Source organism: Actinoallomurus oryzae (genome assembly GCF_039541955.1).
Taxonomy (GTDB): domain Bacteria; phylum Actinomycetota; class Actinomycetes; order Streptosporangiales; family Streptosporangiaceae; genus Actinoallomurus; species Actinoallomurus oryzae.
The window spans coordinates 183,748-206,233 of sequence record NZ_BAABHF010000015.1 but is presented as its reverse complement, the minus strand read 5'-3'; the positions used below and the strand labels follow the sequence as shown (position 1 = coordinate 206,233).

Here is a 22,486-nt window from a genome sequence, read left to right as displayed (position 1 = left end):
ATCGCTCCTTCTGTTGGTACTACGACCCGCTCTTGACGACCCGGAACTTCGCCGTGCCGACGTCGGAGGTGTTTCCGGCCTTGTCCGTGGCGCGGAACCGCACCGTGTGCCCGCCGGGCTGGCCGACCGCGAACGGCTTGGTGTACGCCGTGAACGGCCCGCCGTCGAGCGCGTACTCCACCGTGGCCACCCCGGAGTCATCGTCGCTCGCCGAGATCCTCACCGTGGCCGAGCCGACGTAGTTCCAGGCCCAGTCCTGGTCACCGGTGGCCTGCACCGACACCTGGGGCGGGGTGGTGTCGCCGCTCGGCGGCGGAGCCACCGTGAACGACACCGAACCCTCCGGCGAGGTGTTGCCCGCCTTGTCCGTCGCCCGGTACTTCACCGTATGATCACCGGCGTCATTAACCGAGACCGGAGCCGAGTACGCCGTGTACGGCCCGCCGTCCAGCGCGTACTCCACCGTGGCCACCCCGGACTCGGTGTCACTCGCCGACACCGTCACCGTGGCCGAACCCACGTAGTTCCCGTCCGCGTCCTTGTCCCCCGACACCGACGCCGACACCTCCGGGGGCGTCGTGTCCTTCCCCGGCGGCGCGGCCACCGTGAACGACACCGAGCCCGCGGGCGAGGTGTTCCCCGCCTTGTCCGTCGCTCGGAACTGGACCGTGTGGGCACCCGGCTGGTCGACCACGACGGGATTCGCGTACGCCGTGAACGGCTGGCCGTCGAGCGCGTACTCCACCGTGGACACCCCGGACTCGGTGTCACTCGCCACGACGGTGACGGTGGCCGGGCCCGCGTAGGTGCCGTCCGGGTTCTTGTCTCCCGACACGGTCGCCGACACCTGCGGCGGGGTGGTGTCGCCGCTCGGCGGCGGAGCCACCGTGAACGACACCGAACCCTCCGGCGAGGTGTTGCCCGCCTTGTCCGTCGCCCGGTACTTCACCGTGTGATCACCGGCGTCATTAACCGAGACCGGAGCCGAGTACGCCGTGTACGGCGCACCGTCCAGCGCGTACTCCACCGTGGCCACCCCGGACTCGGTGTCACTCGCCGACACCGTCACCGTGGCCGAACCCACGTAGTTCCCGTCCGCGTCCTTGTCCCCCGACACCGACGCCGACACCTGCGGCGGCGTCGTGTCCGTGCCACCGCCGGCGGTGACCACGAGCTCGCCGCTCATCTGGTGGCCCGGCATGGCGCAGTAGTAGCGGTACTTGCCGGGAGTGAGGTTGGCCTGGACCTCGTGATGGCCGCCGTTGGAGTCGAACGGGCTGGAGATGATGTTGACGTTGACGTCGTGGTTGTAGCCGGCAGTGGACGTGTCGAAGGTCAGGGTGTGCGTCATCCCGGTGGTGTTGCCGCTGGCCGTGCTGTTGTCGAAGACGATCGTCACGGGGCCGGCGGTCGCCGTGGACGGCGCGGACTTGTAGGCGGTCATGCTGTCGTCGGCGGTCCAGGTGAGCACCTGGTCCGCCGCCGCATGGAGCTTGTGGTCGTACGCTCCCGCCGCCGCACTCGGCGTCAGCCACAGCGCCGAGATCACCGCGCTCAGTATCGCCACGGCCACCGCGGCCCGGGCACGGGGCGTTCTGCGCCGGGCCGGCAGGGTGGGAAGGGGTCTGGGTCTCATCTGTCGCTCTGCCTCTCACGCTCAGCGAGGTGGGCCGCCGGAGGGGTGCCGGGACGCGGGGCGATGCCCGCCTCCCGGCACCGGCCGGCCACTAGAGCTGCCGCACCCGGATGTTGCGGAACTCGGCCAGGTCGTTGTCGCTGTGGTTCTGCAGCCCGACGAACCCGCTGATGAACTGGCGCAGGTCCGTGGGCGGGTCACCGTCGCGCGTCGACTGCTTGCCCGGGGTGTTGTCGAACTCGTTGATCACCACACCGTTGCGAATGATCGTGTAGTGCTGGCCGACCACGCGGACCTCGTAGTCGTTCCACTTGCCCTTCGGAGTCACCCGCGCCTGGCTCAGGTCGTTGGCCTTGAAGTTGTAGACCGAGCCGGTTTTCTGCGGCTCTCCGGTGTCCCCGTCGTAGATCTGGATCTCCTGGCCGCAGTAGACCGCGACCCACGTGGTGGACGTACGGGCCGAGCCGACGGTCCCGCAGCTTCCGGGCGGCCGCTGTTCGAGCGGGGTCCGGAGGTCGGGGAACCGTACGAACACCCCGGTGTTGGCGCGGTACCCGTCGGGTGCGACGTCACGGAACTGCAGTCGCACGGAGAAGTCGGCGTAGGCCTTCTTGGAGTACCACAGCAGACCCATGCCGCCGGAGCTGCGGATCGTGCCGTCGCTTTGCAGGTTGAACCGGCCGGACGGGGATTGGGACCAGCCGCCGAGGGACTGCGCCGTCCCGTCGAAGATGGGCTCGTACCCGTTCGTCTTGCCGATCGGCGACTGCGCACCCGCCTTCTTCAGCGTCTGCGCCTCGGCGAGGGTGAGGACTCCGTCCCGCTGGAACTGGTTCACCAGGTTGTTCAGGTAGCTGACGAACTGGGCGTGGTTCGGCCAGGTCCGCTCGTCGTCGATCATGTCGTTGATCGTGCAGCCGCCCCCGACGGCGCGGTTGGCCACGCCCGTGTCGGTGTCCAGAAGCCGGACCGTCTTCCGCGCGTCGGGCGCGGAGCAGCCGACCTTCACGTTGATCTTTCCGGTGGTCACCTCACCGTCCGCGTACTTGACCTTCAGCGTGGCGTGGTAGGTGCCGAAGCCGAGGTAGGTGTGCGTGGGGTTCGCCGCGTGCGACGGCTTGCTGCCGTCACCGAAGTCCCAGGTCCACGACACGCCGCCGGCCTTACGGCTGGAGAAGGCGATCGTGTTCGGCGTGCTCTGCTGGACCGCCCGCGTCGTGGCCTCGCTCGGGTTCGGCGTCGCCGCCCCACCGTGGTAGGTGATGCGGATCAGCTTCTGGTTCGGGTCGAGGCTGAAGAAGCCGTTCGCGTAGTCGAGCATGTAGAGCGCGCCGTCCGGGCCGAACTTGGCGTCCATCCAGGACTGGAGCTGGTTGTCACCGCCACCGGGCTGGATGATGCTGCGCAGGTCCTCGGCGAAGGCCGGCGCACCGTGCTTGGCGACGGTCTTCGGGTCGACGGTGACCGCGACGCGGTTCTGGGCGTTGGACTCATCCCCGATGAACCACTTGTTCTCCCAGTACGCCGGCCAGGCCACACCGCTGTTGGTGTTCACCTCGGAGCGGTGGTAGGTCGGGCCGTCCATGATGGCCTGGCCGCCGCCCTTGAGGTACGGCTCGGTGAAGGTCTCGTCGCCCAGCTTGTACGTCGGCAGGCCGCTGCCGTCGGTGCGCTGGGGATAGACCGGGCCACCGCCCTGCGGGGAGTACCAGATCATGTTGTCGCGCGCCGCCGGGATGTCGGTCCGGCCGGTGTTGCGCGGCGACTGGTTCTTCAGGTGGGCGCAGTCGTACCAGCCCGCGGGCTGACTGGCGTCGGTGTTGCTGCGGTCGCGGTAGGGCTGCCGGTTGCCCATGCAGTACGGCCAGCCCTGGTTGCCCGCGTCCTGGATGATGGTCGCGGTCTCGTACTTGGCCGGGCCCCAGGTCGGGTCCGGGACTCCGGCGTCCGGTCCGACCCATCCGGCGGTGAGCCAGTTGTTCTGCTTGTCCCAGGCGATCCGGGCGATGTTTCGGACGCCCATGACGTAGATCTCCGGGCGGGTCTTCGGGGTGCCCGGCTTGAACAGGTTGCCCTTGGGGATCGTGTACGTGCCGTCCGCCTCCGGGTGAATCCGGATGATCTTGCCGTTCAGGTTGTTGGTGTTGCCGGCGGTGCGGCGGGCGTCCTGGAACGAGACCCCCTTGTAGTCCTGGGTCCAGTTGTTGCCGGAGTACCCCGCCCCGGCGCCGCCGGAGGAGTTGTTGTCACCGGAGCCGACGTACAGGTTGCCCTGCTTGTCGAAGGCCATGCCGCCACCCGCGTGGCAGCAGCTGTGGATCTGCGCGGTCCAGTGCAGCAGGTCCTTGCGCGTCGCCTGGTCGATCGTCTGGGTCGTGCCGTCGTAGGTGAAACGGGAGACGGTCCGCTGGCCGAGCTGCTTGTCACGGTCGATCGACTCGTGCGGCATCCAGTAGACGTAGATCCAGCCGTTCTTCTCGAACTTCGGGTCGAGCGTGATGCCGACGAGGCCCTCTTCGTTCTTGACCAGCTCGTCACCGCTGCCGCGGTTGCCCATCACGTCGAGAGTGGTGAGCAGCTTGACCTGCTTCGTCTTCGGATCCCACTGGTGGATCGTGCCGCAGCCGAGGCCGACCTTGGGGTCGTTCCAGTCGACGATCGGACCGCTCGGGCAGGCGGCCTTGCCGATGTAGAAGACCTTCCCGTCCGGGGCGATCGTCAGGCCGTGCGGCTCGCCGATCTGGTCGAGCTGGCCCGTCTTGTTCTTCCCGGTCAGCCGCTCGATCGTGTAGTTCGACGCGATGGTCGCCTTGCAGTCGCCGCGGACCATTCCGGTCGCCCACTCGATCGCGCCGAGCAGGTGGCTGCGGAACTTCTTGTCCGTCGTGTAGCTGTCCGCGGTACGGCCCATGCCGGTGTAGAAGGACCGGCCGCCGTCGTAGTCCCGGCACCAGGAGATCGGGTGGAACGCTCCGTTGCCGTTCGGGCCCGGGTCGTAGGTCCGCTCCTCGACCTGGGCGATCGTCTGCACCGTGCCCTGCGGGCTCGGGCTCCAGTTCATCCACTGGTCCGACCTCGTCCAGGTGAGCGGCAGCTTCTTGTTCGCCGGGTGCTGGCGATCGGTGACGTCGACGGTCGCCTTCTGGACCTTCTCCTCCGGGGGAGGCCCGGTGGTGGGGCCGAACAGCCGCAGCTCCGCCAGCTGGGTCAGCGGCTCGCCGCCATTCGCGGTGACGTCCAGCCGGTAGTACGCGTACGCCGTGGTGTTCTTGAAGGTGTACTGCTTGGTCTGGAACCGTTGGTCGAAGCTCTCTCCGGTCCGCTTGTCCAGGTCGGTCCAGCTCTTGCCGTCCTGCGAGCCCTGCAGCGTCCAGTCCTTCGGGTCACGTCCGGGGTAGTCGTTCGCCGAGGTCAACGCGTAGTGGGCCACCGCGACCGGCTTCTCGGCCTTCCCCTGCACCCAGCCGGTCTTCGCGTGGGCCAGCCACTTGGTGTCGTTCTTGCCGTCGAAGAGCTTGTCCTTGGTCTCGTTCGGCGGGTTCTCGTCGCTGGCCGAGACGTCGGTGAGCTTCTCGGCGTTCGGCAGGCTGTCCGCGGGGCGGGTGCCGATCAGCCCGGTGAACCAGGAGGAGTCGGCCTGCGCGCGGGCGGCGTCGTGGACGCCGACGAAGCCGCCGCCCTGCTCGATGTAGGTCTGGAACGCCGACTGCTGGTCGGCGGTCAGCGTGACGCCGTTGGCCGACAGGAACACCACGGCGCGGTAGCGCGCCAGCGTCGCGGCGGTGAAGACCCGCGGGTCATCGAACTCGTCGACGGAGAAGTGGTTCTTCTTCCCGAGCTTCTCCATCGCTCCGGCCGCGCTCGCGACCGGGTCGTCCTGCTTGTCGGCCGGCCCGTGGAAGACCAGCACGCGGACCGCACCGGCGCCGGCCGATGCCGCGTCGTCGGCCTCGGCCTGCGCCTGCGCCGCGGGGAGAGCGGCCAGTCCCAGCATCAGCGCGACGCTCGACACGACGGTCAGCACGCGGCGCCAGGCGGGTGGGCGGGGCGGGGGGAAAAGGTCTCTTCGACCCATCGTTGCTCCTTAGTCGGAGAGCTTCAACGGCACCTGCGGAAGAGCCATGGGGTCATTCGCGGCGGTCACCGCGCTTGCCGATGTCGGCACCTGCGTGCGGAGTCATGGATGGTCGGCCGCCGCCGCCCGGGGGCTCGGCCGGGCGGGCAGTGGACGTGGATGCCGACCGGGTACTGGTGAGGGCATGCGGCACTCCAGAACGGTCGGCGATGTTCACCACGCACGGTTGGCGCGGAGGAGCTTTGTCCGGATGCATCCGAACTCTGGGCGGAGCTTCCGGCTCTTTCGCCCCCGCGTCAAGAAGTAGCGCCGCAAATGGCCGGACTTTGTCATCTGACTAGAAAAAGTCCGACCGCACAGTTACGGTGAGGCCGGTTTTGAGTGGTATGAGCCGTTTTTCGCAGGTCCGATGCCCCGACTCACCCGGACTCCACGTCCTTCCGGCCGACCTTGTCGGCAGCACGGACAGCCGCAGGTCGCCTCACGCCGGTGGGGCGCCGCCATCGATTGGGGAACCATGACCGAGCGCAGCGAGGGAATCGAGAACGCGCCCCTGTGGTCACGCCCTCCGACGAAGGAGGGCTCATGACCGAGGTCGGCAGAGGTGTTTCGCGAGGCGCGCTTTCCCGCCGTGCCTTCGCCACGGCCGCCGCGCTGACTCCGCTGGCCGTCCCGGGCCAGGCGTCCGCCGCGACGGCGGCCAAGGCCGGCGACAAGCCGCGTCCCATCCGCCGGATGACGCTGTACGCGGAGAAGCTGCCGAACGGCCAGATGGGCTATGGCCTCAAACCCGGCAAGGCCACGATCCCCGGCCCGCTCATCGAGATGATCGAGGGCGAGACCCTCGAGATCACGATGGTCAACAACCTCGACGTGACCGCGAGCCTGCATGTGCACGGCGTGGACTACGACACGGCCAGCGACGGCACGAAGATGAACGACAGCGTGGTCGAGCCGGGCGGCAGCCGCACCTACGTCTGGCGCACCCACGCCCCCGGCCGCCGTACCAGCGGCGTCTACGAGCACGGGAGCGCCGGCTACTGGCACTACCACGACCACACCGTGGGCACCACCCACGGCACGGGCGGCATCCGGGCGGGGCTGTACGGGCCACTGGTCGTCCGGCGGAAGGGCGACGTGCGGCCGCACCAGCAGTTCACCGTCGTCTTCAACGACATGACGATCAACAACCGCTCGGGTGACGACACGCCGCAGTTCGTCGCGAAGCTCGGCGAGCGGGTGGAGTTCATCGTGATCACCCACGGGGACTTCTTCCACACGTTCCACGTCCACGGGCACCGGTGGGCCGACAACCGCACCGGCCTGCTGGAGAGCCCGACCGACCCGACCCGGATCATCGACACCCGGACCGTCGGGCCGGGCGACTCGTTCGGCTTCCAGGTCGTCGCCGGCGACCGCGTCGGGACCGGGATGTGGATGTACCACTGCCACGTGCAGAGCCATGCCGACATGGGGATGGCCGGGATGTTCGTGGTGACCGACAAGGACGGGACCATGCCGGGTGCCCCTCCGGGAGGCATGCGGCACTGACGCGTGCGCCTCCTTCCGGTTGCCCGTTATTCGCTGTTGTGAGCCTTTGTCTTCTCCGAGGGGAAAGTTTGGCCGTATCAGGACATAGCACTCGCCGGTCCCAACAAAGTCGGATACTTTCGCGCCGTACCCCCTGGGAGGACGGCGTGATGCGGATGACGGCGCGGCCGGAGAACGTGCACCAGGCACGGCTGTTGCGGCTGCTGCGCGACGAGGGGGCGCGGTCGCGGGCCGAGCTCGGTGACGTCGTGCACCTCTCCCGCTCCAAGCTCGCCGTGGAGCTCGACCGGCTCGTCGAGCTCGGCCTCGTCGAGCCGGCCGGCCTCGCGGCGTCCCGCGGCGGGCGGCGGTCGAACATCGTGCGCCTGTCGCGCCGCCTCAGGCTGATCGGCGTCGACATCGGCGCCACCTCGATCGACGTCGCGGTCACCGACGGCGGGCTGGAGATCCTGGGCCACGTCTCCATGCCGTGCAACGTGCGCGAGGGACCCGACGTCGTTCTCGACCACGTCCTCGACCTGCTGGGCAAGCTGCGCGGCCAGGGACTGGTCGAGGAGATCCACGGCGCCGGGATCGGCGTCCCCGGCCCGGTGAGCTTCCGCGAGGGCGTACCGGTGGTGCCCCCGATCATGCCCGGGTGGGACCGCTTCCCGGTGCGTGAGGTGATCAGCCAGAAGCTCGGCTGCCCCGTGCTCGTCGACAACGACGTGAACCTCATGGCGCTGGGCGAGGTGCACGCCGGCCTGGCCCGGTCGGCGGAGGACTTCCTGCTGGTCAAGATCGGCACGGGCGTCGGCTGCGGGATCGTGGTCGACGGCCGGATCTACCGCGGGATGTCCGGCAGCGCCGGCGACATCGGGCACATCCGCGTCGACGACAACGGGCCGACGTGCGTGTGCGGCAACACCGGATGCCTGGAGGCGTACTTCAGCGGTGCCGCGCTCGCGCGCGACGCCCTCGCGGCGGCGCGGTCGGGGCGCTCGGCGTTCTTCGCGCAGCGCCTGGAGCAGGCGGGCACGCTGACCGCGCTCGACGTCGCGGACGCCGTGGCGGCCGGCGACCCGGTCGGCGTGCGCATGGTCCGCGAGGGCGGCCGGCGCGTCGGGCAGGTGCTCGCCGGGCTCATCAGTTTCTTCAACCCCGGCCTGGTCGTCATCGGCGGTGGCGTCGCGGGCCTCGGCCACGTCCTGCTCGCGGAGATCCGCGGCGTCGTCTACCGCCGCTCGCCGCCCCTGGCGACGGGCAACCTTCCGATCGTGCTTTCCGAACTCGGGGACACCGCCGGGGTTCTCGGGGCGACCCGGCTCATCAGCGACCACATCTTCTCGGCCACATAGGCGGTCCCCCGCCGGTACAGGAGAGCCGATGCCCGAACCGCGGCTGCTCGTCATGCGCGGCATCGTGAAGGAGTTCCCCGGCGTCCGGGCGCTCGACGGAGTCGACCTGGAGGTCCACGAGGGCGAGGTCCACTGCCTTCTGGGCCAGAACGGCGCCGGCAAGTCGACCCTCGTGAAGGTGCTGTCGGGCGCCCACCGGCCCGACGCCGGCGAGATCCTCTGGCGCGGCGCCGATGCGGCCGAGCTCACCGGGCCCACCGCGGCCCTGCGGCTCGGCATCGCGACGATCTACCAGGAGCTCGACCTCGTCGACGGCCTCTCGGTCGCGATGAACATCTTCCTCGGCCACGAGCAGGCGACGCTCGGCTTCACCCGCCGCGGCGAGATGAACCGCGCCGCGCGCGCCCTGCTCGCCCGGCTCGGGCACGGCGAGATCTCCCCGTCCGCCGAGGTCGGCCGGCTGTCCGCGGCGGCCCGTCAGATCGTCAGCATGGCGCGCGCCCTGTCCTACGACGCCCGGCTCATCGTCATGGACGAGCCGTCGGCGGCACTCGCGCACGACGAGGTCAAGAACCTCTTTCGCGTCATCCGCCAGCTCACCGCGGCCGGCGTCGCGGTCATCTACATCTCGCACCGGCTGGATGAGATCCGCGAGATCGGCGACCGCGTCACCGTCCTGAAGGACGGCCGGACGGTGGCGGTCGGCCTGCCCGCCCGTACGACGCCGACGGACACGCTGGTGGCGCACATGACCGGGCGCCGGTATGAGTACGTGTTCCCGCCGCGGCCGGAGCCCGGCGCGCGCGAGAACGCGCCGGAGGTGCTGCGCGTCGAGGATCTGGCCCTGCCCGGGGTGTTCTCCGGCCTGTCGTTCTCGGTACGCGCCGGGGAGATCCTCGGCCTCGCCGGGCTGGTGGGCGCGGGCCGGTCGGAGATCCTGGAGACGGTGTACGGCGCGCGCCGTCCCTCGGCGGGCCGGGTGATCCTCGACGGCCGGCCGGTGCGCACGGGCAGCGTCGTCTCCGCGGTCCGCGCCGGCATGGGACTCGCCCCCGAGGAGCGCAAGTCGCAGGGGCTGCTGATGCTCGACACCGTCGCGGGCAACGTCAGCATCGCCTCCCTGCGCCGCTACTCGCGCCTGGGCTGGCTGGACCGGCGGCGCGAGATCTCGGACGCCGAACGCGAGGTGGGCGGGCTGGACATCCGCCCCCGCGACCCGCGCCGCCCGGTCCGGACGCTGTCCGGCGGCAACCAGCAGAAGGCCCTCCTCGCCCGGTGGCTGCTCAAGGACTGCCGGCTGCTGCTGCTCGACGAGCCGACGCGCGGCGTCGACGTGGGAGCCCGCGCCGAGCTGTACGCGCTGATCCGGCGGCTCGCCGACTCGGGCGTGGGGATCCTCCTGGTCTCCAGCGAGATCCCCGAGGTGCTCGGCCTGGCCGACCGCGTACTGGTGATCCGGAAGGGACAGGCTCTGCGCGACTGCGACGCGACGGAACTCGACGAACACCAGGTCCTCGACCTCGTCATGGAAGGAAGCGACCTTTGACGTCCTCTCCCGCCTCAAGGCGGGAGATTCCCACCCCACTCTTCTCTAGGCGGAGGTGAGCACAGGTTGAGGTTCGCGGTTCACAGCCCCGCCCAACGGCTGGAGGGCTCCCCGCCCGGGAGGTCGGCCGGGGTCGGTTGGTCGGGGCAGGAACGTCACGGCACGCCCTGCCGCGATGTTCTCGGCTGCGTTCACATCCGCGTGGTCGCCTTGCCCGCAGGCGCGACAGCGAAAAACCGCTTGGCTCTCGCGGTTTCTCGAGTCGCGATGCCCACAGGCATGACAAGTCTGCGAGGTGAGGGCGGGATCGATTCGCTCCACCCGGCCCGCAGCCTTCTCCTCCAGGCGCCTCACGAGCCGGCCCCAACGGGCCGCGTGGACGGACCGGTTCAGCCCGGCCTTGGCCCGCACGTTCACGCCCGGCGTGGCGACGGTGCCCCGCGCGGTACGGACCATGTTCTACGCCTGCTGCTGCACTGCCTGCGAACCCGCCGCCAACCAGGCGAACTCTTCTCTGGCCTCGGTCAACTGGCGGGACTGCTCCCCATGGCTCGGCGCGCTCTCGCGGCCTGGCCGCCAATGCCGGCGTTGCTCGCACGCGGGATTCCACACAAAGCGGGCATGTGCGCAGTGCTCGAGCACCGCCTCTTGGGCGGGCGTGGGCGCAAGCCGGAACCGCATCCGAAGACGCCAACCGCCACCACCGACATTCCAAGGAGGAAGCGGCGTTTCCTCCCCGCAGTCGAAGACCGGGATCTCCACGCCGCGCAACCGATGAGCAAGCGAATCAATGGCACAGCGCGCGGTCACGGGGCTCCCGAAGAGACACGGAACCCGCAGAGTGCTTTCGCAGACACGGCGGAGGAGGGCTCATGACCGGTCCGGAAGGTGTGCGCGCGGAGGAGACCGGCGCGACCGCGAGCCCGCCGGCGGACTCCGCCGCCGCGCCGCCGCCCGCCGACGAGCAGGGGCGGGTGGAGGCGGCCGCCGCTGCCACGGGGGCCCGCGGGCGCTCCCGGCTCCGCCTCGGTGAGCTGCGCAACGTCGGCCTGATCGGCGTGCTGGTGGTGCTGGTCCTGGTGGGCGCGCTGACCCGGCCGGCGGAGTTCCTGACCTACGACAACATCGTCGTCATCCTCACTCTGGCCTCGGTCATCGGGGTGATCACCGTCGGGATGACCTTCGTCATCATCGGCGGCGGGATCGACCTGTCGGTGGGGGCCCTCGTGGCGCTCGCGACCGTGTGGGCGACGACCAAGGCCACCCAGGTCTACGGCACCGGGGGCGTGATCTTCTGTGCGCTCGCGGTGGGCGTCGGATGCGGCCTGGTCAACGGCCTGATCATCGCGTACGGCCGGATCGTCGCGTTCATCGTGACGATCGCGATGCTCGCCTCCGCCCGCGGCCTGGCGATCAACATCTCCGGTGGCCACACGCAGACGCTGAACTCCGACAACCAGGCGCTCGTGAACCTGGGCTACAAGGACCACTTCCTCTTCGGCAGGATCCCGCCCCTCGTGATCATCTTCGCGGTGGTCGTCGCGCTGGGCTGGATCGTGCTGAACCGCACGACGTTCGGCCGCCGCACGTTCGCGATCGGCGGCAACCCGGAGGCCTCCCGGCTCGCCGGCCTCAACGTGCGGCTGCACACGCTGCTGCTGTACGTCGTGTCCGGCCTGTGCTGCGGGATCGCCAGCATCATGTTGATCATCATGACCAGCAGCGGGACCTCCGCCAACGGCAACCTGTACGAGCTCGATGCCATCGCCGCGGTGATCATCGGGGGGACGCTCCTCAGCGGCGGGCGCGGCACGCTGATCGGCTCGGTGCTCGGCGTGCTCGTCTTCACCACGATCAACGACATCTTCACCCTGAACAACCTCACGACCGCGACCCAGCAGATCGCCAAGGGCGTGATCATCGTGATCGCGGTGCTGTTCCAGCGGCTGCTCGCCGAACGACGAGCCGGGTCGAGTGCCTCCTGACCGTCTCCTCCCCCCATGCCCCGGTGCCGAAAGGACTGACATGACTTCGAGCCAAGCGAGAGACGTTCGCCGCCGCGGTTTCCTGCTGAGCGGCGGCCTGGTCGGGGCGGGCGCGCTCGCCGCCGCCTGCACCAGCAACGCCGAGCCGGAGGCCAAGGCGCCGACCGCAGCGGCGGCAGGCGGCGCCAACGACAAGCCCGGAAAGAAGGTCACCGTCGGGTTCGCCGGCCCGCAGGCCGACCACGGCTGGCTGAACGCCATCAACGAACAGGCCAAGAAGGAGGCCGGGAGATACTCCGACGTCGACCTGAAGATCACCGAAGGCTCGAACGACGCCGCCCAGCAGGCGAGTCAGATCCAGACGCTGATCAACCAGAAGGTCGACGTCCTGATCATCCTGCCCGCGGACGGCAAGCAGATGACGCCGACCGCCCGGAAGGCGATGGACGCCGGCATTCCGGTCATCAACCTCGACCGCGTCTTCGACACCGCCCAGGCGTACCGGACGTGGATCGGCGGCGACAACTACCGCATGGGTCTGAACGCCGGGAACTACATCGGCAAGCGACTCGGCGGCAAGGGCACCGTGGTGGAGCTGGCGGGGATCGACACGCTCCCGCTGACGCAGGAGCGCTCCAAGGGCTTCGACGACGCGCTGAAGAACTATCCGCAGATCAAGAAGGTCGGCCGGGCGGCGGCGGAGTTCAACGTGCAGACCGGCCAGGCACGGATGGCGGAGTTGCTCCAGGCGCATCCGAAGTTCGACGCGCTCTGGAACCACGACGACGACCAGGGCGTCGGCGCGCTCCAGGCGATCCGGCAGGCCGGCCGCAAGGACTTCTTCATGGTCGGCGGTGCGGGGGCCAAGAGCGCGATGGATGCGATCAAGAAGGACGACAGCGTGCTCAAGGCCACGGTGCTCTATCCGCCGACGATGGCCGCGTCCGCGGTCCGGGTGGCCCGCCTGCTAGGACAGAGCAAGATCATGAGCGACCTCGCCGAGCAGGAGTTGCCCTCCTCGATCACCCTGTTCTCCGCGGTCGTCACCAAAGAGAACGTCGACACGTACCTCCCGTTCGCATTCGAGTGAGACGAACGTCCCGCCCGTACGACGCGGGCGGCGCCACAGGGGGGAGCGGCTCGGCAATGACCAACGGAAGAGGACGGCGATGTCCATGACGCACGCAAGCAGGCCGACGCTCGGGGTCGGCATGATCGGCTACGCCTTCATGGGGCGTGCGCACTCCCAGGCCTGGCGGAACACCGCGGCGTTCTTCGACCTGCCGTGCACGCCCGCGATGGTGGCGCTCGCCGGCCGGTCGCACGAGCAGGTCACCGCGGCCGCGGAGCGGCTCGGATGGGCATCGGCCGTGACCGAATGGCGTGAGCTGATCCGCCGTGACGACGTGCACGTCGTGGACATCTGCACTCCCGGTGACACGCACGCCGAGATCGCGATCGCGGCGCTCGACGCCGGCAAGCACGTGCTGTGCGAGAAGCCGCTCGCCAACACGGTCGCCGAGGCGACCGCGATGGCGGAGGCCGCCGAGCGGGCCGCCGCGAACGGCGTGCGGGCCATGGTGGGCTTCAACTACCGCAGGGTCCCGGCCCTGGCGCTGGCCCGCAGCCTCGTCCTCGACGGGCGGCTCGGCACGATCCGTCACGTCCGCGCCCAGTACCTGCAGGACTGGATCGTCGATCCGGACTTCCCCCTGGTCTGGCGGCTGGAGGCCGACAAGGCCGGATCGGGCGCGCTCGGCGACATCGGCGCCCACATCATCGACGCCGCCCAGTACGTCACCGGCGACCGGCTCGTCGGTGTCAGCGCGCTGCTGGAGACCTTCATCAAGGAGCGCCCCATCGCGCAGGCGTCGGCGGGGCTCGACGCCACCGTGGACGGCGACCACCGGCGCGGAAGGGTGACCGTCGACGACGCCGCGCTGTTCTCCGGCCGGATGTCCGGCGGCGCCCTCGCGTCCTTCGAGGCCACCCGCTTCGCGACGGGGCGCAAGAACGTGCTGCGCCTGGAGATCAACGGGTCGGCGGGCAGCCTGGCCTTCGACCTGGAGTCGATGAACGAACTGTCGTTCTACGACCACACCGAGGACGCCGGCACCGCGGGCTTCCGCCGGATCCTGGTGACCGAGCCCAGCCACCCGTACGCCGGTGCCTGGTGGCCGCCGGGCCACGTGCTCGGGTACGAGCACACCTTCACCCACGAGGTGAAGGACTTCGTGGAGGCGATCGCCTCCGGCACCGATCCCGAACCGTCGTTCGCGGACGGCCTCCAGGTGCAGCGGGTGCTCTCCGCCGTGGCGCGGAGCGCCGCCGACCGTGGCGCCTGGACCGTCGTGGAGGGTGCCGACGCCGCCGCGCACCGCCCCTCCCCCACCGCGACGACCGGCTGACCGCGAGAGGAGGCCATCACCGCGGCGGTGGCCCGGCCACCGCCCCACACCCCCTGCCATTGACCCGGACGCTCCGCATGGAGGACTGTCATGTCAGGCAAACGGCTATCGATCCTCGGCGCGCTCGTCGCGCTGCTCGTCCTCGCCGGGAACGCCGCGCGCGCGGAGACCCCGTCGTTCCGCGTGCTGGTCTTCTCCAAGACCACCGGATTCCGGCACGACTCGATCCCGGACGGCATCGCGGCGATCCAGAAGCTCGGCCGCGAGCACGGCTTCGCCGTGGACACGACCGAGGACGCCACCCAGTTCACCGATCAGAACCTCGCCCGGTACCGGACCGTCGTCTTCCTCTCCACCACCGGTGACCCACTGGACCAACCGGAGGAGAAGGCGGCGTTCCAGCGTTACATCGGCCACGGCGGCGGCTACGCCGGCGTGCACGCCGCGGCCGACTCCGGCTACACGTGGCCCTGGTACCGCGACCTCGTCGGGGCCTACTTCCGCAGCCACCCCGCACAGCAGAACGCGACGGTCGACCTCGTCGGCCAGGGCGCGCCCTCCAACCGGGGCCTGCCGAGGCACTGGACCCGTTTCGACGAGTGGTACAACTACCAGACCAACCCGCGGGACGCCGGCGTACGCGTACTGATGACGCTGGACGAGCAATCCTACGATCCCGGCCCCGACGCCATGGGCGACCACCCGATCAGCTGGTGCCACCGCTACGACGGCGGGCGTGCCTGGTACACGGGCATGGGCCACACCAAGGAGAGCTACACGGACCCGCTCTTCGTCCAGCACCTGCTCGGCGGCATCGAGATGTCCGCCGGCGTGACCAGGTTCCCGTGCGACCCGGGAGGCGCATGACGCACCGAGCCGCACGAAGAACGGTCGGGCACGCGTCGCACCGCGCGCCCGACCGGAAACGGTCAGCCCACTCCCCGATTTCGCAGAACGGAGACCAATCGTGGACCGACCACGGTCAAGACTACTGCGAGCGACATGTGCGTTGGCGGTCGGCGCCGGGCTCGCGCTGAGCGCCGGCACCGCCGGCGCCACACCGGCGCCACACGCGACCAACCCGCTGCCGAAGGCCGCCACGGCCGACTTCCAGCAGGTCACCCTCGCCAAGGGACCGGACGCGATGGGTGAGCCGATGGCCATGGCCATCCTGCCGGACGGCAGCGTCCTGCACGACTCGCGCGACGGCACCGTCTACTACAGCCAGGACGGCGTGACGAGCGTCGTCGCGCACCTCGACGTCTACACCCACGACGAGGACGGCCTGCAGGGCATCGCCGTCGACCCGCAGTTCGCCCAGAACCACTGGGTGTACATGTACTACGCCCCGAAGCTGGACACGCCGACGACCGACGCGCCGGAGGACGGCACGGCGGCCGACTTCCAGCCGTACTACGGCTACAACCAGCTCTCCCGGTTCAAGTTCACCGGCGGCAAGATCGACCTGAGCAGCGAGCAGAAGATCCTCAAGGTCGGTCCTACCAACCGCGGCATGTGCTGCCACGTCGCGGGCAACATCGATTTCGACGGCAAGGGCAACCTCTACCTGACCGCCGGAGACGACTCGAACCCGTTCGAGTCCGACGGGTACGCCCCGATCGACCGGCGGTCCACCCGTAACCCCGCCTTCGACGCCGAACGGTCCGCGGCCAACACCAACGACCTGCGCGGCAAGCTGCTGCGGATCCACGTGAAGAAGGACGGGTCGTACTCGATCCCGCGCGGCAACCTGTTCCCGAAGGGCACCGCCAAGACTCGCCCCGAGATCTACGCGATGGGCTTCCGCAACCCGTTCCGGTTCACCGTGGACCGCAAGACCGGCGTGGTGTACCTGGCCGACTACGGCCCGGACGCGCAGAACGCGGACCCGAACCGCGGGCCGGAGAACACGGTCGAGTTCAACCGGATCGCGAAGCCCGGCAACTTCGGGTGGCCGCTGTGCATCGGCGAGAACACGCCGTACCGGCAGTACGACTTCGCCACCGGCACCTCAGGGCCGCCGTTCGACTGCGCGCACCCGAAGAACGACTCGCCCAACAACACCGGGCTGCAGGACCTGCCGCCCGCACAGCCCGCCTGGATCGCCAACCACTACGCGGGCAACCCGACGTATCCGCAGCTGGGCGGCGAGGGCGCACCGATGGGCGGCCCCGTCTACCACTTCGACAATAATCTGAACTCCCCGGCGAAGTTCCCCGCCTCCTACGACGGGAAGTTCTTCCCCTACGAGTTCGGCGCGCACTGGATCAAGCCGATCACGATGGACGGCAAGGGCGCGATCCAGTCCATCGAGACCCTCACCAACGGCCAGGACTGGGCGCAGCTGAAGGAGCCGATCGACGCCGACTTCGGCCCGGACGGTTCCCTGTACGTCCTGGACTACGGCAGCAACTGGTTCGGCGGGTCACTCGACGCGGCTCTGTACAAGCTGGAGTACGCACCGGGTGACAAGTCCCCCACGGCGAACATCACCGTGGACAAGACCTCCGGGCACAGCCCGCTGGCGGTCCAGTTCGACGGCACCGGCTCGACCGATCCGGAGAATGACGCGCTGACCTACGCCTGGGACTTCGACGGCAACGGAACCACCGACTCGACCGAGGCCAAGCCGTCTCACACCTACTCCGACAACGGGCAGTACCACGCGAAACTCACGGTCACCGACCCGAGCGGCCGATCGGGGACCGCGGCGATCCTGGTGACCGCCGGGAACACCGCGCCGACGATCACGTTCACCGAACCCCCGAACGGGCTGACCTTCGGCGACGGCCAGCAGCAGGCGTGGAAGGTCCAGGTCGACGACCCGGACGGCACCGTCGACTGCTCCAAGGTCCAGGTCGAGTACTCCCTCGGCCACGACCAGCACGCGCACAACCTGTCCCAGGCGACCGGATGCAGCGGAACGTTCACACTGACGACCGCAGGGCACACCGACGCCGACAACTTCTACGGCATCTTCAGCGCGAGCTACACCGACACCTCACCGGCCTCCGGGGTGCCGGACCTCACGTCGAAGACGCAGATCGTCCTGCAGCCTGAGGACAAGCAGGGAGAGTTCTTCCAGTCCAGCTCCGGCGTCCAGGTCACCGCGGTGAGCGGCGCCCAGGGCAACGCCGTCACCTCGATCAACGACGGTGACTGGACCGAGTACGACCCCTATGACCTGCGGGGCGTGAGCTCCATCGGCTTCCGGGTCGCCTCGAGCGGGTCCGGCGGCACGATCGAGGTCCACGCCGACTCGCCGACCGGAACCCTCGTCGGCTCGGCGAAGGTGGCGGACACCTCCGGCGCCTTCACCACCGTGAGCGCGCCGGTGACCGATCCCGGTGGCACGCACAAGCTGTTCCTGGTGTTCAAGGGCGGCGACGGTGACCTGTTCACCTTCGACGCCTTCACCATGAACGGCTAGCCGTTCACCGGCGGCCGGCCGGGCGCCCCCCGGCCGGCCGCCTCCGTCCCTGCGGAAAGGGGAGACATGAGCGAGCGGAGCGAGCGAATCGACAACACAGCACGCCGGGTCTCTCGACCGACGAAGGAGGGCTCATGAGCACGGGAGTATGGCTGGTCGGGGCGCGTGGCTCCGTCGCGACCACCGCGGTGGTGGGGGCGGCGGCGGTCGCCGCCGGGCTCACCCCGCCGACGGGCTGTGTCACCGAGTCGCCGGACTTCGCCGGGACACGGCTGCCCGAGCTCGGCGACCTCGTCTTCGGCGGCCACGACGTCGCCGGCACGGGCCTGGCCAAACGCGCCGAGCAGCTCGTACGGTCCGGAGTGGTTCCCGCGGGGCTGCCCGGGCTGGTCGCGGACGACCTGGCAGCGGCCGACGCGGAGATCCGGCCGGGCGTCCACGTTCCGGTGGACGCGCGCGACCAGGCCACGGCGGCGGCCGCCCTGGTCTCGGACATCGCCGCGTTCCGCGAACGCCGCGGTCTCGACCGCGTCGTCGTCATCAACGTGGCGTCCACCGAGCCGCCGGCCGGTGAGCACCCGGCGCACAGGTCCCTGGACGCCCTGTCCGCCGCCCTCGCGTCAGGGACCGACGTGCTTCCGGCGAGCTCCCTGTACGCTTACGCGGCGCTGACCGCCGGCTGCCCGTACGTGGACTTCACCCCCTCGACGGGCGCCCGCCTGCCCGCGCTCGACGAGCTCGCCCGCCGGCGCGGCGTGCCGTACGCCGGCCGGGACGGCAAGACCGGCGAGACGCTGCTGAAGTCGGTGCTGGCACCGATGTTCGCCCAGCGGGCCCTGCGCGTACGGGCGTGGTCGGGCACGAACCTGCTCGGCGGCGGCGACGGCGCCACCCTGGCCGACCCGGCCGCGGCGGCGGCGAAGAACGCCTCCAAGAGCCTCGTCGTCGGGCGGACCCTCGGCTATCCGGTCGACGGCGAGGTGCACATCGACTACGTCGCCGATCTCGGCGACTGGAAGACCGCGTGGGACCACGTCGTCTTCGACGGGTTCCTCGGCGCGCGCATGAGCCTGCAGTTCACCTGGCAGGGCTGCGACTCGGCCCTCGCCGCCCCGCTGGTGCTCGACCTCGTCCGGCTGATGGCGCTGGCCCACGCGTCCGGGGTGGCGGGACCGGTGAGCGAGCTCGCCTTCTTCTTCAAGGACCCCGTCGGCGCCGACGGCACGACCGGCGGGCCCGGTGTGGACCACGCGCTCGCCACGCAGTACGAGACGCTCCGCTCCTGGGCGGCGTCCCGATGAGCGGCGCCGGCGGGCTGCCCTCGCCGCGCGCGGTGGCGGAGCTCGTCCGCGCACCGGCGGCCCTGACCGTTCCCGGGGACGCGCTGGCCGGCGCGGCGGCGGCCGGCTGGCCGTTCGGCGCGGCGACTCCCGCGCTGGCGCTCTCCTCGACCCTTCTGTACTGGGCCGGGATGGCCCTCAACGACTACGCCGACCGCGACCTCGACGCGGTCGAACGGCCGGAGCGCCCGATCCCGTCCGGGCGGGTCCGGCCGGGTTTCGCGCTGGGGCTGTCGGCGGGGCTCACCGCCGCCGCGCTCGGCGCCGCCGGCCTCGCGGGCGGCCGGCGGGCCCTCGGCGTCGCCGTACCGCTCGCGGCGACCGTGTGGGCGTACGACCTGGCGCTCAAGGCGACCCCGGCCGGTCCGGCCGCGATGGCCGCGGCCCGCGCCCTCGACGTGCTGCTCGGCGCGGGCACCGGGCGGCTGCGGGAGGCGCTGCCGCCCGCAGCGCTGGTCGGGACGCACACGCTGGCGGTGACCGCGCTCAGCCGGCGCGAGGTCAGCGGCGGCGGCCCCGCGCTGCCCGCCACGACGCTCGCCGCGACCGGCGCCGTCGCGCTGTCGGCGGCGACCTGGCCGGTGCCCCGGCGGGAGCCGGGCCGTACGCCGCGCCTGCTGCGGCGGGTCGCGGGTGCCGGCCTGCTGGGCTCGTACCTGTCCACGGCGGGCGGTGCGCAGCTGGCCGCCGTCAAGGACCCCGGTGCCGACCGTATCCGCCGGGCGGTCGGCGCCGGGATCCTCGGGCTGATCCCCCTGCAGGCGTCGCTGGCGGCCCGGAGGGGCGCGCTGCCGGCCGCGCTGGCGGTGGCGGCGGGCTTCCCGCTCGCTCGCCGGCTCTCGAGAAAGGTGTCCCCGACGTGACGCTCAGGTACGGCTACGGCACCAACGGATTCGCCAACCACCGGCTCGACGACGCGCTGACGGTCATCGCCGGCCTCGGCTACCAGGGCGTCGCCCTCACGCTCGACCACAGCCATCTCGACCCGTACGCGGACGACGTGTCACAGCAGGTGGCGGCGGTGGCGCGCCGGCTGGACCGGCTCGGGCTCGGCGTCGTCATCGAGACCGGCGCGCGGTACCTGCTCGATCCCTGGCACAAACACGCGCCGACGCTGATGAGCGACGAAGGCCAGGAGCGGCGGATCGGCCTGCTCGTACGGGCGGTGCGGATCGCGGCCGACCTCGGCGCCGAGGCCGTGTCGTTCTGGAGCGGAGTCAAGCCGGCCGGGGTGCCGGACGCCGTCGCCGCCGACCGCCTCCTGTCCGGCTGCGCGAAGGTCGTCGCCGCGGCCGACGAGGCGGGCGTGCCGCTCGGCTTCGAACCGGAGCCCGGCATGTTCGTCGAGGACCTCGACGGCTACGACCGGCTGTTCGAGCGGCTCGGCCGGCCACCGTGCTTCGGCCTCACCCTGGACATCGGCCACTGCCGCTGCCTGGAGCGCGCGTCCGTGCCCGACTGCGTGCGCCGGGCCGGGTCCCGCCTGGTCAACGTGCAGATCGACGACATGCGCCGGGGCGTGCACGAGCATCTGGAGTTCGGTGAGGGCGAGATCGACTTCCCGCCGGTGCTGGCCGCGCTCGGCGAGATCGGCTACGCGGGACTGGTCGCGGTGGAGCTCCCCCGCCACAGCCACGCCGCCCCGGACGTCTGCCGGAGATCCCTGGACTTCCTTCGCCGGGCCGAGTCCACCGAGGGGGCGGCGTGAACGACCTGCGCAGAACCCTGGACGCGCGGCTGACCGAGAGCGGCGCGCAGTGGCTGGACGCCGCCGCCGAACGGATCGCCGCCGACGCCGCCGCGATCCGGCCGCTGTTCCCCGCCGTCGGACGGCACTGCGGGCGTGCCCCGCTCGACCCGGCGGCGGACGGGCACGGCTGGACGGTCGACGACGCCGCGCGTGCGCTGCTGCTGACGCGCCTGCCGCTCACCGGCCCGGCCCTGGCCCAGGAGGTCGCCGACCTGTACCGGTACGGGGACGCGGCGGAGAAGCGCGGCGTCCTGCGCGGACTGCACCTTCTCGACCTGGGAGACGAGGCGCTGCCGCTCGTCCACGACGCGCTGCGGACCAACGACACCCGGCTGGTCGCCGCCGCCCTCGGCCCGTACGGCGCGGCGCACCTCGACGCGCACGCGTACCGGCACGGGGTGCTCAAGTGCGTCTTCACCGGGGTGCCGCTGGCCGCGGTGGCCGGGTTGCGCGAGCGCCGCGACGCCGAACTCTCCCGCATGTTCACCGCCTTCGCACGGGAGCGGGTCGCGGCCGGGCGGCCCGTACCGGCCGACGTGTGGCTCGTCACCGACCCAGAGGAGGACTGAGGTGCGCATCTTCGACCCGCACATCCACATGACCTCACGGACCACCGACGACTACGAGGCGATGTACGCGGCGGGCGTCCGCGCCCTGGTCGAGCCGGCGTTCTGGCTGGGTCAGCCGCGGACGTCGGTCGGCAGCTTCACCGACTACTTCGACGGGCTCGTCGGCTGGGAGCCGTTCCGCGCCGGGCAGTTCGGCATCCGCCACCACTGCACGATCGCGCTCAACCCCAAGGAGGCCGGCGACCCACGGTGCCGCGGCGTGCTGGACGTGCTGCCGCGCTACCTGGCCAAGGACGGCGTGGTCGCGGTCGGCGAGATCGGCTACGACGCGATGACGCCCGATGAGGACTCGGCGTTCGCCGCGCAGCTGCGGCTCGCCATCGAGCACGACCTGCCGGTCCTGGTGCACACGCCGCACCGCGACAAGGCCATGGGCACGCGGCGCTCGCTCGAGATGGTGGCCGAGTCCGGCATCCCGCCCGGACGCGTGGTCATCGACCACCTGAACGAGGTGACGGTCGGGCTGGTGCGCGACTCCGGATGCTGGATGGGCTTCTCGATCTACCCGGACACGAAGATGGACGAGGAGCGCATGGTCCGTCTTCTCGCCGAGTACGGCACCGACCGGATGCTGGTCAACTCCGCGGCCGACTGGGGGCGCAGCGATCCGCTGAAGACGGCCAGGACCGGCGCGGCGATGCTGGCCGCGGGCTTCACCGAGGACGACGTCGACAAGGTGCTGTGGCGCAACCCGGTCGCGTTCTACGGTCAGAGCGGCCGGCTCGACCTCGGCGACCTGGAACCCGCCGAACCCGCCGCGACCTATGCCGGCAACTCGGTGCTGCGCGGGGAGCGCTGA

The 22,486-nt window shown here is 70.6% G+C and carries 17 protein-coding genes; 13 read left to right on the top strand and 4 right to left on the bottom strand.

Annotated features, from left to right (window positions below; translation table 11 throughout):
* Nucleotides 1-19: 19 nt before the first annotated feature.
* Both ABEA10_RS09920 and ABEA10_RS09915 read right to left on the bottom strand, forming a co-directional pair.
* Complete coding sequence (locus ABEA10_RS09920) at nucleotides 20-1,636, bottom strand: OmpL47-type beta-barrel domain-containing protein (RefSeq protein WP_345460544.1); 1,617 nt, start codon at nucleotides 1,634-1,636, stop codon at nucleotides 20-22.
* Between the two features lie 91 nt (nucleotides 1,637-1,727).
* Nucleotides 1,728-5,711 carry a ThuA domain-containing protein gene (locus tag ABEA10_RS09915; protein WP_345460541.1) on the bottom strand — a complete coding sequence of 1,328 codons (3,984 nt, stop codon included), beginning with the start codon at nucleotides 5,709-5,711 and terminating at the stop codon, nucleotides 1,728-1,730.
* Between the two features lie 585 nt (nucleotides 5,712-6,296).
* On the opposite strand from ABEA10_RS09915, the gene ABEA10_RS09910 reads away from it, so the two are divergent.
* The 3 genes from ABEA10_RS09910 (at nucleotide 6,297) to ABEA10_RS09900 (ending at nucleotide 10,145) form a co-directional block, all read left to right on the top strand.
* Nucleotides 6,297-7,262 carry a multicopper oxidase domain-containing protein gene (locus ABEA10_RS09910; protein ID WP_345460538.1) on the top strand — a complete coding sequence of 322 codons (966 nt, stop codon included), beginning with the start codon at nucleotides 6,297-6,299 and terminating at the stop codon, nucleotides 7,260-7,262.
* Between the two features lie 149 nt (nucleotides 7,263-7,411).
* Complete coding sequence (locus ABEA10_RS09905) at nucleotides 7,412-8,599, top strand: ROK family transcriptional regulator (protein WP_345460535.1); 1,188 nt, start codon at nucleotides 7,412-7,414, stop codon at nucleotides 8,597-8,599.
* Nucleotides 8,600-8,627: 28 nt separating this feature from the next.
* On the top strand, nucleotides 8,628-10,145 hold the full coding sequence (locus tag ABEA10_RS09900; RefSeq protein ID WP_345460532.1) for a sugar ABC transporter ATP-binding protein: 1,518 nt from the start codon (nucleotides 8,628-8,630) through the stop codon (nucleotides 10,143-10,145).
* A gap of 45 nt (nucleotides 10,146-10,190) precedes the next feature.
* Here ABEA10_RS09900 and ABEA10_RS09895 read toward each other — a convergent pair whose 3' ends face one another.
* A complete protein-coding gene (locus tag ABEA10_RS09895; RefSeq protein ID WP_345460529.1) occupies nucleotides 10,191-10,601 on the bottom strand; it encodes a zinc ribbon domain-containing protein in 411 nt (136 codons plus the stop codon).
* 3 nt (nucleotides 10,602-10,604) lie between these two features.
* Nucleotides 10,605-10,826, bottom strand: coding sequence for a helix-turn-helix domain-containing protein (locus ABEA10_RS51060; protein WP_425550888.1), 222 nt, complete (start codon nucleotides 10,824-10,826; stop codon nucleotides 10,605-10,607).
* Nucleotides 10,827-11,017: 191 nt separating this feature from the next.
* Here ABEA10_RS51060 and ABEA10_RS09890 point away from each other — a divergent pair, with 191 nt between their 5' ends.
* From ABEA10_RS09890 to ABEA10_RS09845, 10 genes are all read left to right on the top strand, one after another.
* Entirely contained in the window at nucleotides 11,018-12,130 is a 1,113-nt protein-coding gene (locus ABEA10_RS09890; RefSeq protein ID WP_345460526.1) for an ABC transporter permease, read from the top strand.
* A gap of 40 nt (nucleotides 12,131-12,170) precedes the next feature.
* Nucleotides 12,171-13,220 carry a substrate-binding domain-containing protein gene (locus tag ABEA10_RS09885; protein WP_345460523.1) on the top strand — a complete coding sequence of 350 codons (1,050 nt, stop codon included), beginning with the start codon at nucleotides 12,171-12,173 and terminating at the stop codon, nucleotides 13,218-13,220.
* Nucleotides 13,221-13,305: 85 nt separating this feature from the next.
* Complete coding sequence (locus ABEA10_RS09880) at nucleotides 13,306-14,538, top strand: Gfo/Idh/MocA family protein (RefSeq protein WP_345460520.1); 1,233 nt, start codon at nucleotides 13,306-13,308, stop codon at nucleotides 14,536-14,538.
* A 90-nt stretch (nucleotides 14,539-14,628) separates the two neighbouring features.
* Complete coding sequence (locus tag ABEA10_RS09875; protein ID WP_345460517.1) at nucleotides 14,629-15,405, top strand: ThuA domain-containing protein; 777 nt, start codon at nucleotides 14,629-14,631, stop codon at nucleotides 15,403-15,405.
* A gap of 100 nt (nucleotides 15,406-15,505) precedes the next feature.
* On the top strand, nucleotides 15,506-17,968 hold the full coding sequence (locus ABEA10_RS09870) for a PQQ-dependent sugar dehydrogenase (protein ID WP_345460514.1): 2,463 nt from the start codon (nucleotides 15,506-15,508) through the stop codon (nucleotides 17,966-17,968).
* Nucleotides 17,969-18,102: 134 nt separating this feature from the next.
* Nucleotides 18,103-19,269 carry an inositol-3-phosphate synthase gene (locus ABEA10_RS09865; RefSeq protein WP_345460511.1) on the top strand — a complete coding sequence of 389 codons (1,167 nt, stop codon included), beginning with the start codon at nucleotides 18,103-18,105 and terminating at the stop codon, nucleotides 19,267-19,269.
* A complete protein-coding gene (locus ABEA10_RS09860) occupies nucleotides 19,266-20,171 on the top strand; it encodes an SCO3242 family prenyltransferase (RefSeq protein WP_345460508.1) in 906 nt (301 codons plus the stop codon). Before ABEA10_RS09865 ends, ABEA10_RS09860 begins: the two co-directional genes overlap by 4 nt.
* Nucleotides 20,168-21,016, top strand: coding sequence for a sugar phosphate isomerase/epimerase family protein (locus ABEA10_RS09855; protein WP_345460505.1), 849 nt, complete (start codon nucleotides 20,168-20,170; stop codon nucleotides 21,014-21,016). Before ABEA10_RS09860 ends, ABEA10_RS09855 begins: the two co-directional genes overlap by 4 nt.
* Entirely contained in the window at nucleotides 21,013-21,627 is a 615-nt protein-coding gene (locus tag ABEA10_RS09850) for an EboA domain-containing protein (protein ID WP_345460502.1), read from the top strand. The genes ABEA10_RS09855 and ABEA10_RS09850 overlap by 4 nt, the downstream gene beginning before the upstream one ends.
* Nucleotide 21,628: 1 nt before the next feature.
* Nucleotides 21,629-22,486, top strand: a complete 858-nt coding sequence (locus ABEA10_RS09845) for a TatD family hydrolase (RefSeq protein ID WP_345460499.1) — start codon at nucleotides 21,629-21,631, stop codon at nucleotides 22,484-22,486.

What these genes read in the sequence shown, in the direction of transcription:
- ABEA10_RS09880 (WP_345460520.1), top strand. Translation starts at nt 13,306, where the DNA reads ATGACGCACGCAAGCAGGCCGACGCTCGGGGTCGGCATGATCGGCTAC.
- ABEA10_RS09865 (WP_345460511.1), top strand. Translation starts at nt 18,103, where the DNA reads ATGAGCACGGGAGTATGGCTGGTCGGGGCGCGTGGCTCCGTCGCGACC.
- ABEA10_RS09920 (WP_345460544.1), bottom strand. Translation starts at nt 1,636, where the DNA reads ATGAGACCCAGACCCCTTCCCACCCTGCCGGCCCGGCGCAGAACGCCC.
- ABEA10_RS09890 (WP_345460526.1), top strand. Translation starts at nt 11,018, where the DNA reads ATGACCGGTCCGGAAGGTGTGCGCGCGGAGGAGACCGGCGCGACCGCG.
- ABEA10_RS51060 (WP_425550888.1), bottom strand. Translation starts at nt 10,826, where the DNA reads ATGCGGTTCCGGCTTGCGCCCACGCCCGCCCAAGAGGCGGTGCTCGAG.
- ABEA10_RS09915 (WP_345460541.1), bottom strand. Translation starts at nt 5,711, where the DNA reads ATGGGTCGAAGAGACCTTTTCCCCCCGCCCCGCCCACCCGCCTGGCGC.
- ABEA10_RS09885 (WP_345460523.1), top strand. Translation starts at nt 12,171, where the DNA reads ATGACTTCGAGCCAAGCGAGAGACGTTCGCCGCCGCGGTTTCCTGCTG.
- ABEA10_RS09905 (WP_345460535.1), top strand. Translation starts at nt 7,412, where the DNA reads ATGCGGATGACGGCGCGGCCGGAGAACGTGCACCAGGCACGGCTGTTG.
- ABEA10_RS09860 (WP_345460508.1), top strand. Translation starts at nt 19,266, where the DNA reads ATGAGCGGCGCCGGCGGGCTGCCCTCGCCGCGCGCGGTGGCGGAGCTC.
- ABEA10_RS09895 (WP_345460529.1), bottom strand. Translation starts at nt 10,601, where the DNA reads ATGGTCCGTACCGCGCGGGGCACCGTCGCCACGCCGGGCGTGAACGTG.
- ABEA10_RS09910 (WP_345460538.1), top strand. Translation starts at nt 6,297, where the DNA reads ATGACCGAGGTCGGCAGAGGTGTTTCGCGAGGCGCGCTTTCCCGCCGT.
- ABEA10_RS09900 (WP_345460532.1), top strand. Translation starts at nt 8,628, where the DNA reads ATGCCCGAACCGCGGCTGCTCGTCATGCGCGGCATCGTGAAGGAGTTC.
- ABEA10_RS09875 (WP_345460517.1), top strand. Translation starts at nt 14,629, where the DNA reads ATGTCAGGCAAACGGCTATCGATCCTCGGCGCGCTCGTCGCGCTGCTC.